Below are 13,647 nucleotides of genomic sequence, written 5' to 3' on the forward strand. Positions count from 1 at the left end.
GCATACGATGGATAATGCAGGGAATTCGCCCGTTTGGTCGGTTCAGCCGCCACAAGGGTTGATTAAAGGAGATTATTACCATTTGGAAGAGCGTTTCCCGCCCTATTATCATGGCGTTGAAGGTCAGTTTCCAGATGACCCCGGGCATCTGGGAATTGTCGATGTGATCAAGTCGGATGGGCGGATGGTATTTATTGAATTGAATGAAATCACCGCTCCATCTTACTATAATCATCTTTACAGGAATATTTCCAAGAGACGTTCCGATTATAGTTTTTGGCAGTACACCAAAGATCGTATGAAAAAAGCGGGTTCCGTTCTTACGATGGGCCTGGAATATGTGGAAGATCAGATGCTTAAGGAGCAGCGGCTGACTGGGGAATTTGATCTTCTCTCCAGCGCATCCGGTAGCGTGAAAAAATTGCTCAAAATTGCGGATAAACTTGAGGCAGAAATAAACAAACCATCTTCGAAGAAGATGTATAGTTATAGCGAAAAGTATGGCTATGGCCTGACAGGATGGTTGCGAGTTGTCATTGAAAATGGGAAGATTGTCAGTTGTCGATTTGACGAGATATTTGCTGACAATCAGGAGGATATCGTTTGCCCTGAGCTTAAGCGATACTATCGCCAGTCAAAATATGACTGCGCATATTATGAGGATCCGTTTCCGCCAGGGTGGGATCGCCATGCTTTTCTGGTAGGTTTCAGAACTCAAATGGATAACCTGAACGCGAAAGTTGTTGCTACGCAGGACATGCTTGACTTGACGGGACTTCCACACACCGTTGGCATTAATCTGGGCCCGATTTGGGATAAACCTCTTAACGAGAAAGCGGAGTTAAATATGAAGGAACGTCCGGTTTATCCTGCGTGGAAAAATTACCTGCGCATGGCGAAAATCGTTTTGGCTGAGATGAAAAAGGATCATGTTTTGCAGTCGTTTATTCGTTCAGGCGTGGGTTTGGAAGGGTAGCGAGAATGCAAAAACATGAATGGACACAAGGCATCGATTTTTTTGCGTTTGACACGTTATGTAGTATCCGTATTATGCCTTATTCCAGATCGGCGGCCGCTCCAATTTTAAAAGATGCGTGGGAAACTGCGCATCTCGTTGAACAAACATTGAATATGTTTGACGAAACCTCAGAGTTATCTTGTCTGTGCAATAACTATGCGATTTCTTTTCCTTTTCAAGCTTCTGCGATGTTATATTCATTTATCGAGGATAATCTTCGTATCGCAGCTCTGACAGATGGGCAATTTGATTTTACGGTAGGGGCATTGATAAAATTATGGGACTTCTTGGCGGACAACCCGGAAGTCCCTGCAAAAGAAAAAATCGCAGATCTTCTTCAAAGCGTCGGGTACCAGCATCTTTCGCTTCTTCCGGAAAGAAGGAGTGTTGTCATAGACTGTAAAGGGATTCAACTTGATCCGGGCGCTTCAGGAAAAGGCTTTGCGTTAGATAAAGTATCCGTGCGTCTTCGTCAACATCATGTTCAACACGCTGTTTTAGATTTTGGCGGGAATATCTTTACGATTGGCGGAAAATGGGACGCCGTTGGCTCTCCTGGCGGACGTCCCTGGATTACCGCGCTCCGCAATCCGACGGATCCAGGCTCTGTTATCGGGAGCGTTCCGCTTGTTGATGCGGGTATTGCCACGTCTTCATGGTATGAACATTGTTTTAAGAAAGATGGGGAAGTTTATTATCATATATTAAATCCTTATACTGGATTCCCTTTGCCTATGGAGTTGAAGAGTATGACGATCATTTCTCCTTCTGCGCTTTATTCGGATATTTTATCAACGGCCTTTTTCGTTCTTGGCCTGGAAAAAGGAATGCGGTTGGCTGAGGCGCTGAAAGAGGATATAGGGACTATTGAATATGTTGCAGTAACGAAGGATGATCGTATCCTGAGTTCCCCAGGTGCCGGTTTCAACTCTGCCGCTTAGATTGACGCGGGGAGTTCGCTTTTCCTGCGGCGTAAGTTGGAAAAGGTGAATTGAAAAGTCAAACGCAGCCATGGGCAGCAGAAAGCTGAAGTTCGGTTCCATTTACCTTGACAACTGACTAAAATGTAACGATTGTCATACGAAACTATTGACACAGAATGACAATCGTCTATAATCAGTCGTGAACAGCAAAACTAAATTCTTCTTTTTATCTGTTTCAGCTGTTGATGTTCCTCCTTTCATCAGCAGCACTCCTTTTTCTGAAAAAAAGCCTGTCCTCCTTTCGGGCTTTTTTTCGTTTAGATGGAGGTGAGTCTGTTTCAAATTCCCATGGAATTAAAGAAGTTCGGTGTCATGGATTATACGCTTGAAAAGTGAATAATAGAGGGAAGACATTTTTTCGCTTTTATGAATCGGGGAAGAAGCGGCAGGCTCTCATCCTCCTGGCGCTTGAAATCATCAAAACAACGCTGCCTTTCTCTTTGGGTGGTAAGTTTTCCGGTGGCATTCAGGTGCAGAAGTCTGTTGAAAATGGCGTTGAAACCTTCAGAGAAAAGAATCGTAAAAACAGGTTCCAGATCGATGGCATCGCCATAGGCGGAACGAATGGCCTTTTTGATATGGAATAGGTCCAAAACGCGCTCAATCCATTTGGCGGAACACAGGTTAAACATAACCCCAGCCTAGGCTCCGCCGACAGCCAACAGCCTGATCGAAGGTGGCTGAACTGACTTTAGCGTCGGTTATTTGCGTGCAGATCATGGCTGCCTTCCGGAAATTTGACTGCGCGGCGAGGATATTTTCGATTTCCTGCACGCGTTGGTCCCGTCGAATGTACGGTTCTAAGCTCCTTCTGGTTGGTCTAAAACTTATTACAGGAACTTCCTATTATTTTATCAAATAATTAGAGCTGGTTTTGTATTGTTAACTGGCTCTTATCTTGACTGCGGAAATTTGAAGCGCAGACGCCCATGAGGGGCGCGACAGTACGGATAAAATCACATACCGTGTCTTTTCCAATTTCAATCCACGCGCCCACGCGGGGTGCGTCCTAAATGTGCGGGCAATGTCCTTCTCGCCAGCAATTTCAATCCACGCGCCCACGAGGGGCGCGACAAATAGAATACAGATCAAAATAAAATGGATCACAGATTTCAATCCACGCGCCCACGAGGGGCGCGACGCCGCCGGACAGGTCGATCGATACGCGCGAAACATTTCAATCCACGCGCCCACGAGGGGCGCGACAAGATGGGGCGGGTAACGGTCGAAGGGAGCCGCGAATTTCAATCCACGCGCCCACGAGGGGCGCGACATCGGCGCGTATCCATACCACGCTTGTATAGTCATTATTTCAATCCACGCGCCCACGAGGGGCGCGACCCTCTTCACACCCTTTATTCCCACAACATTTAGATTTCAATCCACGCGCCCACGAGGGGCGCGACCCTGCGTTGCTCAATCCAACCTCGTAGGATTGCTTCATTTCAATCCACGCGCCACGAGGGGCGCGACACCAGCCGGAGGGTATTTTCACGGGCATCGGCGAATTTCAATCCACGCGCCCACGAGGGGCGCGACCCAATAGATTTGGCGTACTCCTGCCACATCTTGGCATTTCAATCCACGCGCCCACGAGGGGCGCGACCGCCTGCGCAGAAATATCCACGCCAAACAGGATAATTTCAATCCACGCGCCCACGAGGGGCGCGACATTTTTTCATACGGTAGAATGGTGCGTAGTAAAAATTTCAATCCACGCGCCCACGAGGGGCGCGACATACTCAACTGCCCGATGGAAAAAGAATAGAATTATTTCAATCCACGCGCCCACGAGGGGCGCGACGCTGATGGAGAATGGGTAAATACCAAATCTTATGATTTCAATCCACGCGCCCACGAGGGGCGCGACGACGAGGAGTGGATTTTAAGGCGCTCAATAGAATATTTCAATCCACGCGCCCACGAGGGGCGCGACACATGATTCGCCTTGAACGAAATTATCTTAGGGTTATTTCAATCCACGCGCCCACGAGGGGCGCGACGCCCCAGCTCAGAGCACAAATTTGTGAAAAAATAATTTCAATCCACGCGCCCACGAGGGGCGCGACTTTCCCTCCTCCGTCACGCTTACGCCGTCCAATGATTTCAATCCACGCGCCCACGAGGGGCGCGACATTACTCACAGCTTCAGGCGAATTCAAAAAGTCAATTTCAATCCACGCGCCCACGAGGGGCGCGACACGAAGGATGGAGAAATCATGAGCGCGTACCCGATTTCAATCCACGCGCCCACGAGGGGCGCGACGATTCACCGCCTTTCAACAGCCTCGAAGAGGGCATGATTTCAATCCACGCGCCCACGAGGGGCGCGACGATTCACCGCCTTTCAACAGCCTCGAAGAGGGCATGATTTCAATCCACGCGCCCACGAGGGGCGCGACGAGGTTGCCAAGCAACAAATCGAAGATTGGAAAAATTTCAATCCACGCGCCCACGAGGGGCGCGACTGGAAATGGTTCCGTGTATTCGGATTGAAGATTTATTTCAATCCACGCGCCCACGAGGGGCGCGACGAGAACGAAGCAGGAAAATGAGAGAGATTTAGAAAATTTCAATCCACGCGCCCACGAGGGGCGCGACCGCGCTGCAGCAGGACTTACCGCGGGTTAAGGTTATTTCAATCCACGCGCCCACGAGGGGCGCGACTGCAAATGTACAGAAAAACCATACGTTCGCATTCGTTATTATATCCAGATGAGCGAAAAAAGCAATGTTTTAAAGAACAACTTCTTGATATGCAGCGAAAATGAGCCGAAGCGGGATGGTGCGAATAAATGAATAGTTTAATGAGCGCTTACAGTTCGCACTAAAAGATTAACGGTCTGTCAACGTGAATTCCTTTTTCAATACCGATATGCTCAATTTTAGTCTCATATTTATTTCCCAGGTAATAAAACCGGAGGCTATCCGTATTAACATCAATAATCTTAGATAGCTCATGTTTCAGCTTTACCGCCTGCGCATTGTCAATAATACATTCAAAAACAGAATTCTGGACCCTTGATCCATAGTTTACACACATTTTCGCGACTTTACGCAATCTTTTTTTTCCTTCCGCCGTCTCCGTATTGACATCATAGGTAATCAACACTAACAACTTCTTTTATCCTATTTCCACAAAAAAGGAGGGTATGCATCGAGATCGCCGCGTAAATGCCGACTGAGGAGCATCGCCTGCGCAAAAGGGACAAGACCCCATTCCATCTTCTCTTTCAGGAATGGATGCTCTAAGGTGTCCTTTTTTCGATTTTGCCACTCTGCAAGAACAGTCCGTCTCGAATCATCTTTCAATAGCACAGCGCCATTTTCTTTCTGAATAAAATCTTTTCCATTGACGATTCGCTTATTGACGAGCGCCAAGACGAATCGGTCGGCAATCGCCGGGCGCAGCTCTTCCATCAAGTCCAAAGCTAATGAAGCCCTGCCAGGGCGATCCGTATGCATCATGCCGACGTATGGGTCTAATCCGACCGTCTCAAGCGCTGACGCAACAGAGCTCGTCAGCAGCGAATAGCAGAAAGATAAAAGTGCGTTGACTTTATCCATTGGCGGACGGCGACTCCTGCCGAGGAAGACAAAATCTTTCTTTTGCTGCAAAATTAATTCATCAAAAATGCCGAAATAAACTCTGGCGGCTTCGCCCTCTTCCCCTCGGAGCTGCTCTTTGCTTTCCGCTGCCATAACGCGCGTCATCGCCGCTTTTAGAAAAGCGGACGCTTTTTTCAGCGCTTCAACGTCTACTTGCATTGGATGATCGCGCGTTACGCGTTCTAAAACCCAACGTGCGTTATAAATTTTCCCGAGAATACAATTTTTCGCAATTTCCAGGCTTTCTGCAGAATCAGCGACTTGATGCTGCTTCCTGCGAAGCAGGACGTTCCCTTTTGTCTTTCCGATAATTCTGGCCAGAAAACGACCCTGCGGCGTCATAAAACAGAGGGATATATTCCGCTCAGCGCAGGCGCCCATCAGAGCCGGACTCGCTCCGCGATATCCGAAGGAAACGATCTCTTCCAGGTTATGAAGCGGGACCCTGCCGATTTCTTTATCTCCGTCGATGATAACAACATTTTCCCCGTCAAGGGAAAGATAGCCTCCTTCAGAACTGACATACAGGACATTCATCACCTTTCTCATGAGGCGACTTCTTCCTGAAGCTTATCGTGAATGAATTTATTTACGCTGCTCGCTCTTTCGAGCTCCGGCATGCATAAATCGATCAGTGAACATCCGCGGCATCTTTTGTGTGTCTTGACCTTGGGCGTATATCCGCGGCTGAAATATTGATGCATTTCAGCAATGACATTTTCAGCTTCCATGCGCAGCTCATCCGTAATCGGGATTCTCTCTCTCCGTCGCGTCGAACCATAAAAAAGCGCTCCCTCTGAAACCCGGGCGGAAAACATCTCCTCAAGACAGAGCGATTGCGCGATCAGCTGCATAACGTCTTCTTTCTCTACTTTGGGTCCACCTTTTTTATACTCAACCGGATAAATCGAATAGGTTCCGCGATGCCCATGGAGACGAATTCCGTCCGGCGATTTCTGAAATTCAACCACGTCGCATTCGCCGCTGAGCCCAAGCCGCTTTGAAGAGACTGGCAGCGCACGTATAACAATTGTGTCATTGCGCTTCTCTGCCAGGTAAGGATCATGTGCGTTTTCATGCATGATTTCGCCCAGAATCGTGTGATAATTTTCTGCCCAGAGTTGTTCCAAGTGGACTAATGCCCAACGTCTTCGACAGAACAGGAAATGTCTTATGCCAGAGATCATGAGAAAATCTTCTTCAGCGTATTCCATAGACAACTCGCTTGAAAAAAAGAATAGAAATTAAAAGTCAAGAAAACTGGTTTTGGTTTTTTCCTTCCATAAAACCCCTTTCATGTACCCGAGAAAATCGTCGTAATCAAGCATCCATTGATAAATATCCGGAGCGATCATCTTGAGATTCATGTCGGATTCCTTGCCCTTCCGAATATTAAAAGAATGATTCTGGATCAATCGCCAATTCCCTTTGCCGAATTGAACGTTGCGAATCAATTCCGGATCAAAAATCGCGACAACCGTATGATCTTCAATCACATTAAATTCTTTCGCTACCGTTTCAAAAGCCATCTCTTTTTCTTTATCAAGAAAATAATGAACGGTTCTTAAAACGCTGTCATTTTCCGTGATCTGGTCCTCTATGGCTTTTGTACTCAGCGCAGGAGATATTTCTTTGCCATTGACGAAATACTTTTTCAGAATCTGCGCGGACAGCTCAAACCCCTTATGATTTGGAAAAGAATCGTTATCCTGAAAGGTAAAATCCCATATTTCAGCGTTTGGATAACGTCCATGCCGATTGACTCTTCCCGATGCTTGAATGAGCGAAAGCAAAGAGGCCGTCTGGCGGAATCCTGTTCGAAACGAGAAATCAACACCGGCCTCCACACAGGAAGTTGCTACCAGCGTCCAATCCGTATCTTTTTCATCCTCTAACCGAGCCTTAATACGCCGAACTGTAATGGCTCTGTCCGCCGCGGTCAGCGCAGTTGACAGATGCTCAATATGGTCTCTCCCATAGCGGCTGCAGAGTTCATCTGCGACAACCGCAGCACACTTGATTGTGTTGACGATGACCAAACGTGGGCCGGGAAAAGATTGGGTCCAGTCTATGAATTCATCCAGGCTTAACGGCTGATCGTTTCTCTGAAAAGTGATCCGGTCTTTTTCATATTGCATGAGCTGATTTCGCAGCTGCGAGGGTACCAACTCGGGAATTATCGGATGATACTCAGTCAGTCGGTTCAATTTCCAAAATTCAACTAAGGAGCCTGACCCAAGGACCCAATAGCAGCTCCATTCTTCGGCGAGTTTAACCATCCATTTCCAGGCCAGCGGCAGCAGGGTTAAAGGCAGCGATGCGTGAGATTCGTCGATGAAAAACGCGGATCCTGGCAATTCGTGCAGCCGTCGAAGCGTAGACGGATAATTCGACGCCAGCGTTTCGTAAAAAGCCACCGCTGTTGTCACGATGATTGGCGATCGCCATAAACTGGTTAGATACCGGGTCTCTTTGTCTTCGAAATCCGCTCTGGAATGCAGCTCGGCGACGACCTTTTCAGGGTCCTCCCCGGGCAGTGTCAGCGCCCGGCGATAAACGTCGACAGATTGTGTAATAATTGTCGTAAACGGAAGGACGACAAATATCCGGCGCAATCCGCGCGAGGAAGCTTGTTTCAGCAGGTGTGCCATAACGGCCGTTGTTTTTCCGGAACCAACTGGGCTGTCGCAGGATACAAACTGGGAAGCCTGGACAGAATTGCGGCAATTTTCATACATCTGACTTCGCAGATGGCTGCGCGGATCAGAAGTCTCTAACGACTTAACGTACGCGTCAAGTTGTTTCAAACGCTCTTCCGCTTGGAGTTCTGGCATCTCATCCAACGTTGGGTACTGACCATAATTCTCAGCTGTATTTGTATGATCCGCGTCCGTCAGACAAGATAAAAGCAATCTTATGAAGAGGTTCTGATCGCCTTCGTAAGATTCCGTTGGATATGTAATTGTAGTGTCATAAATCTGATGATGAATCTCCGCGATTCGATCCAATTCTTTATTCGTCCGCTCGATTACTTCTGGTTGGGCATCTCGAAACGCGTTCCCTTCGCGATTGAATTCTTTTTGAAAGTCAGGCAGCCCGCGATGATGCGCAAAGACGGAAATTGCGGCATAATTCGCTTCTTTGTTCAAAAGGTAAGCAACTCCTGCGTCTTCATGATGAATTGGGAGGCGGGCGCTTTTTTTATCGCCGCGTAAAACCTCCTGATTTTCTTCGAGAAGTTTGCCGAAATCATGGAGACTGGCGCCGGCATCCGTATTTTCGGTCAGAAGGCCCTTCGATTGGGTTGCAAATCGCTCTGCTTCTTGAGCAAAGCGATTTGCAAGCCGGTGAACGTTTTCTACATGATCCCGATAAGTTTGCGCCGGAATGTCTCCTTTGGGACTGTGCGCAAAGTATTCCATTCCTACCCCATTAAGTCGACAACCGAAGCCAGGCGGACCGCGAGGTTTTCAGGAAGCGAAGTCCGATCTTCATAATCTTCCCAGCAGGTTGACGGATCATCTTTATGATCGCGGCGGATCGGCGTCAGGGCTTCGATTAACAGGTATTCCGGACAGCTGCCCAGAATATTCTTGTGCTCCATGTACCAGGCATGGCGAATCCGAATATCCGGACGAATCGCGGAACGGTTCATTTCATACGCATGCGGTATTAATAACTTCAGCAGCTCGATATCATCCTCTGTACAGCCGCTATGATACGCAAAATTCGGATTCACGTAGAACGGCATGCAGTATACGCCATGTTCAACGAATCGGTAAGCCAAAGGCGCCATACCCGCGTTTTTTCCTTCCTGAACGCCGGCTTTATTGGTATTGGTTTGTCGTTGAACGCTGATCGGAGAAATCGATACGCCCATTCCGAATTGAACGACCCCGGTTTTGATGAACCCTTTATCGCCTTCTTTTTCTAAAAAGGTGTTCCCAAAAACGCGGGCGTCCCAGTATTTTTTGACAAAAGTACTCTGAAGGAAACTCCCGCCGTCTTTCATTTCTGCGGTAATCGAGGCTCGATCCCGGCCTCGATGTTCCAGGATATAGTACCGGTCTTGATTGTGGAATTTTTCAGGTAGCGTATTGAAAAATGGCGCTGAATGATCGTCGATCAGGTCGCGCAGTTTTCGTTTGAAAGAAACCGGAGAAATCTCCCCACAGCCATTCGGACGCTGGCGGGGATCGCTCTCGCGATCCGGATCGCCGTTCGGATTCGAGTTGACAACTTCAATGACAAGAAAACCAGTAGCACGTTTTATCAATTCGTTCATTTTGACCTCTTCTCAATCTATTTGATAGGATCGGAAATTATTCCGTTACTTCTTCCGCAGGTTCCGAATCTGTCGTGCTTTCCCGTTTCGGGAAAGCGGCTAAAAATCCAATAAACAGCTGCGCTTTTTCTGCGTCGTTGAATCGCGTTTCAGGATTCCAGACTGTGTAAAGTTTGGTCATATTTTTTTCATAAAGGGATATAAGCCATTTCGCTTTCCAGCTTTCCGAACCTTCAGCTGTAACATTCTTGTACTGATAGGTTTTTGCCCAGGTAATATAGGGGTTCATTCGCTGCGCAAGCACGTTCAGCGTCCGGATCGGCGTTTCAACGGCTGACGGGTAAATACTACTTCCGGCTAATTGCGGAGGCAGGTCGCCGTTTCGAACAACCCGGCAATATAAGGCGTGAAGCTCATCAGAGATCTTCAATAATTGCCCGTAAAGATACGGAAAGTCTTCCATGTAATTTTCCTTTCTGATTCCAATACGATATAGCAAGAGTCCGAACAAAGAAAGCTGGTCGCTTACCTTGTAGATTGCCTTGTCTTCATCGGCAGGTTTTTTGGCATTGTCATTTTTTTTGAAAAACCTGATGCCAATATATGGGATTAGATTGATTGAACCCTGAACTGCCATGTGTAAATCCTGGTCGGTTGGGATTCCTGTGTCCAGAAGCAGTTCCACGCCATGATATTCAGGAACTGGCCGGAACTTATCCGTCACAATCGTTCCATCCAGTTTCCATACGCGGTTCAGGATGGATGGGACTCTTGCCGGGAAGAGCGTTCTGGGCCTGAGTCGCGCGATCTGTGGAAGATTCTGACACCCCAGCGTCCAGGCTTCGCTTAGTTTTTCCATTTCAGGTGCATTGCTTACTTTAGAGTAGACGATTTTTGTCCGTGCTCTATCAATCTTTCTGAGAATAAAGAATTGAATCCGATCCGCGTTCGAATCGGCGCCTGGAACATGTGTCTGTTTTAAATTTGTGATAAACCGTTCTGCCTCTGTTTCGAAAGATGCCTGTTCATCTAATGCAGCTTTGAACATTTTGGTAAACGAAACCTTGATTTTTGGCAAAGTATGCGGATATGCAAACAGAATGATGTCTTTATCCAGATTTATCCAGGTCTCTTCCTTGTGTTCCGCTCTGCTGATCCAGTTTAACGCGGTTTGCAAATCAATTCGCATTTCAGGCGAGATTGGATAGGATCCATCATCAATCTTTCCATAACGATATTGACAGTGATGTGCGTGAAACATCGTCCGCAACGTCGCATCAAACCCGCCGGCAAGTCTTACAGAGGGCATTATTTCAGTAAACGGGCTAAACGCAAGGCCAAACGCGTCTACCGAATTTCTGCCCGCCGTCACCCGGTTCCCTGACTCTGCTTGCATGAGTTTCTGATTGAACGATTCGACGAACTGTTCGCTGACGGCTGGGATCCCGGCTTCGATAAGCCGTTCACAATCAAATGCAACGGAAAGGTTTTCCGGTGCTTCCTTTTTTGATTTGTGATCACCTTCTATTTGAAATAATACATGCAGCGCAAGATCAATGTCAATTTTCGCCTCCAACTTCTCAAATAACGCTGATTCGAGAGCAGCACGAAACACCTTGGAATCAGAGATCAGATCTGTTTCAGAGATGAGAATTTCGATCGGTTCAAAGCTGTTTTCGCATGATAACATTTCATGGATCTCTTTTGTAACGTTTATGAGAGATACGCGATATTTTTCTATAAGCCCTCTTACCCAGTTATCGTTTTCAGGCACACACCAACTTCGGAGCCTGCCGATTAATTCTGGCGTCAAAGTTTCGGCGTTCAACGATCCGATCGTTTTTTTGGATTCCGGATCGTTGATTCGATAGAGCGGAGCCAGATTTAAGAATGGATATGTCCCGTTATTCGTTCCATACTTTCGAAGGCCTTTTCCTAATTCAGCGGGAATGGATCGAATCTGAGTTATTTTTCCGCTTGACAAAATAAATTGAATGCAGGGAGTTTTCAACGTTATTTTGGGAATAGGCTTGTACTTACGATGATAACTCGGCGCAATGATATTATGCTTCTTCATCGTGACGGATAATGGGTACAATTCATTAATCATGAACCGTCTCCTTTCGCTCCGGATATGTTAAGACCCCGTTTCGAATAAAAATATTCGTGTCGTAAATTGCGTTAAATTCTGATTCGTATCCGTCTGAAAAAACTTCCCGGAGCATCGACGGGATCGGAATATCCGGTAATTCAGTATGGACTCGCGTATTATCCCGGAATGGGCCAAAATACGATGCTGTAAATTCGCTCCATCCTAAGCATAATGTTCGGAATGATTGCCCCCGTTTTAACCTCCGGTTGAATATTTCCTGATAGGCATGTCCCGGGGATGTCGTTCTCCGATCCCAATCCAATGCATTGGCTGGCATCTTACTTTTCCCAGGATTTGGAACAACGTCAGCATACAGCCGATAACAGACGTCTAAAAGAACGGTTGCGTACAACTGATAATTATTCCCTTTTGTAAATGCGTCCGGACTCCGTAATGGGCCGCCATAATTGGTTACGTATGAGTGAAATTGCGGCGGGGAACAGAGTTCAACCTTTCGCGGGATGATTTGAATTGCTGGCCCCCAGAGGATTCCCTCGAAAAGCGCCTTCGCCGCTGAATAGGTTGGCGCAGGGTAACTGCAAGGGGAATCGCCGCAATCCGGCCGCGTCCACATCGCAGTGGGACCTGCAATTTCGAAAGAAACTGAATAGCCTTTATAGTTCACTGATTAACCTCCTTTTCATTAGTAAACAGGTTAATGGTTTGTAGGGGTGAATTTGTATATTTATTTTATTTTGTTTTTCTTGGTTTGTCAACGGCAATTTTATCTCTCGTCTGCAGGCACGGAAAAATGTAATTTGATTTTTTTATTTTTTGAAAATTTCTGTCAATTTGATGGCAAAACGTTATGTTGCGTTTGGTTGTGGTATATTAACGAATAGTTAAGAAGCGCTTACAAAAAGTCTTAAACATTTCAATTCGAAGGAGTAAGATCATGAAAAAAATCGTTGTTGTGTTGTTGCTGCTTGTCAGCGTCCTGTCCTTAACCGCCGGGGCCTTCGCCCAGGAGTTTTACGTTTACGAGAATCCGGACGATTCGGAGGAAACGATTAAGATTCCGGTCGATCAAGCCCATGTCATCGGAACTATCCGATTCTGCGTTGAAGAAGCGCAGCGGCTTCCCGCCGAAATTGACGGCGCGATCTGCGATGGCGATGACGACGCGTACAATTCCAAGATGGCCGAATTAGCGTCCTATATCGCCCAGGCGAACAGCGCCATGGCGGATACGAAAATGCCGAATACGCTGAATCTCTGGCGGGTCTACAGTATCCTGAAGGAAAAGAATTGCGGCGTGGGCGCGGCGGCGACGTCTCATGCCGACTGGGCGCGGGAAGAGCTCGATCGCGTCGGTCAGCGGATCGGTTCGATCGAATTCGATAACTGCCCATATGGCGATCGTGAAGTCTGGAGAGCAGGAACATTTTTTAAGTGGAATCCGGCTACGCGCAAATGGGAACGCCAATACTTCGACGGTATTTTTGAGGTTGTCGGTTGCTCCAGATCCGGGCATTTACGGTATGACTTAGTTGAACGGCGGTAAAGAATTCTTATCGAATCTGTAAGCATGAGGAAAATTCAAGCTAAAATAAGCATAATTTAAAAATCTTTACCTGAATTTCTGCGATAGAGGACAGGT

Annotated in this window: 11 protein-coding genes and 1 CRISPR repeat array; of the genes, 4 read left to right on the plus strand and 7 right to left on the minus strand. The window is 47.2% G+C overall.

The features are described 5' to 3' along the window. Positions 1–7: 7 nt before the first annotated feature. From BEQ56_02845 to BEQ56_02855, 3 genes are all read left to right on the plus strand, one after another. Entirely contained in the window at positions 8–976 is a 969-nt protein-coding gene (locus BEQ56_02845) for a hypothetical protein (protein ID AOH42508.1), read from the plus strand. A 5-nt stretch (positions 977–981) separates the two neighbouring features. Then, positions 982–1,959, plus strand: a complete 978-nt coding sequence (locus tag BEQ56_02850) for a hypothetical protein (protein ID AOH42509.1) — start codon at positions 982–984, stop codon at positions 1,957–1,959. 374 nt (positions 1,960–2,333) lie between these two features. Further along, positions 2,334–2,588, plus strand: coding sequence for a hypothetical protein (locus tag BEQ56_02855; GenBank protein ID AOH42510.1), 255 nt, complete (start codon positions 2,334–2,336; stop codon positions 2,586–2,588). Positions 2,589–2,978: 390 nt separating this feature from the next. After that, positions 2,979–4,668: direct repeats of the CRISPR family, unit length 32 nt; unit sequence ATTTCAATCCACGCGCCCACGAGGGGCGCGAC. A 160-nt stretch (positions 4,669–4,828) separates the two neighbouring features. On the opposite strand, the gene BEQ56_02860 is transcribed toward BEQ56_02855, so the two are convergent. The 7 genes from BEQ56_02860 to BEQ56_02890 are packed head-to-tail and all read right to left on the minus strand — an operon-like array spanning position 4,829 to position 12,621. Further along, positions 4,829–5,119 (minus strand): CRISPR-associated endonuclease Cas2, encoded by a 291-nt coding sequence (locus BEQ56_02860; protein ID AOH42511.1) that lies wholly within the window; start codon positions 5,117–5,119, stop codon positions 4,829–4,831. 11 nt (positions 5,120–5,130) lie between these two features. Continuing rightward, positions 5,131–6,159: a subtype I-C CRISPR-associated endonuclease Cas1 gene (locus tag BEQ56_02865; protein ID AOH42512.1), complete on the minus strand. Its 1,029-nt coding sequence runs from the start codon at positions 6,157–6,159 to the stop codon at positions 5,131–5,133. After that, complete coding sequence (locus BEQ56_02870; protein AOH42513.1) at positions 6,156–6,824, minus strand: CRISPR-associated protein Cas4; 669 nt, start codon at positions 6,822–6,824, stop codon at positions 6,156–6,158. The genes BEQ56_02865 and BEQ56_02870 overlap by 4 nt, the downstream gene beginning before the upstream one ends. 30 nt (positions 6,825–6,854) lie before the next feature. After that, the gene (locus tag BEQ56_02875; protein AOH42514.1) at positions 6,855–9,032 is read right to left on the minus strand and encodes a CRISPR-associated endonuclease Cas3''; all 2,178 of its coding nucleotides are present in this window, start codon (positions 9,030–9,032) and stop codon (positions 6,855–6,857) included. A gap of 2 nt (positions 9,033–9,034) precedes the next feature. After that, positions 9,035–9,895: a CRISPR-associated protein gene (locus BEQ56_02880; GenBank protein AOH42515.1), complete on the minus strand. Its 861-nt coding sequence runs from the start codon at positions 9,893–9,895 to the stop codon at positions 9,035–9,037. Between the two features lie 37 nt (positions 9,896–9,932). Continuing rightward, on the minus strand, positions 9,933–12,005 hold the full coding sequence (locus BEQ56_02885; GenBank protein ID AOH42516.1) for a hypothetical protein: 2,073 nt from the start codon (positions 12,003–12,005) through the stop codon (positions 9,933–9,935). Beyond that, positions 11,998–12,621, minus strand: coding sequence for a CRISPR-associated protein Cas5 (locus BEQ56_02890; protein ID AOH44372.1), 624 nt, complete (start codon positions 12,619–12,621; stop codon positions 11,998–12,000). The genes BEQ56_02885 and BEQ56_02890 overlap by 8 nt, the downstream gene beginning before the upstream one ends. Before the next feature lie 321 nt (positions 12,622–12,942). On the opposite strand from BEQ56_02890, the gene BEQ56_02895 reads away from it, so the two are divergent. Then, positions 12,943–13,551 (plus strand): hypothetical protein, encoded by a 609-nt coding sequence (locus BEQ56_02895; GenBank protein ID AOH42517.1) that lies wholly within the window; start codon positions 12,943–12,945, stop codon positions 13,549–13,551. Positions 13,552–13,647 lie beyond the last annotated feature (96 nt).

It is taken from the genome of Anaerolineaceae bacterium oral taxon 439 (genome assembly GCA_001717545.1).
GTDB lineage: Bacteria > Chloroflexota > Anaerolineae > Anaerolineales > Anaerolineaceae > Flexilinea.

Bases quoted from the DNA above. Each gene is read 5' to 3' on its own strand.
- BEQ56_02870 (AOH42513.1), bottom strand. From the start codon at position 6,824: ATGGAATACGCTGAAGAAGATTTTCTCATGATCTCTGGCATAAGACAT.
- BEQ56_02850 (AOH42509.1), top strand. From the start codon at position 982: ATGCAAAAACATGAATGGACACAAGGCATCGATTTTTTTGCGTTTGAC.
- BEQ56_02875 (AOH42514.1), bottom strand. From the start codon at position 9,032: ATGGAATACTTTGCGCACAGTCCCAAAGGAGACATTCCGGCGCAAACT.
- BEQ56_02865 (AOH42512.1), bottom strand. From the start codon at position 6,159: ATGAGAAAGGTGATGAATGTCCTGTATGTCAGTTCTGAAGGAGGCTAT.
- BEQ56_02885 (AOH42516.1), bottom strand. From the start codon at position 12,005: ATGATTAATGAATTGTACCCATTATCCGTCACGATGAAGAAGCATAAT.
- BEQ56_02890 (AOH44372.1), bottom strand. From the start codon at position 12,621: ATGTGGACGCGGCCGGATTGCGGCGATTCCCCTTGCAGTTACCCTGCG.
- BEQ56_02895 (AOH42517.1), top strand. From the start codon at position 12,943: ATGAAAAAAATCGTTGTTGTGTTGTTGCTGCTTGTCAGCGTCCTGTCC.
- BEQ56_02880 (AOH42515.1), bottom strand. From the start codon at position 9,895: ATGAACGAATTGATAAAACGTGCTACTGGTTTTCTTGTCATTGAAGTT.
- BEQ56_02845 (AOH42508.1), top strand. From the start codon at position 8: ATGGATAATGCAGGGAATTCGCCCGTTTGGTCGGTTCAGCCGCCACAA.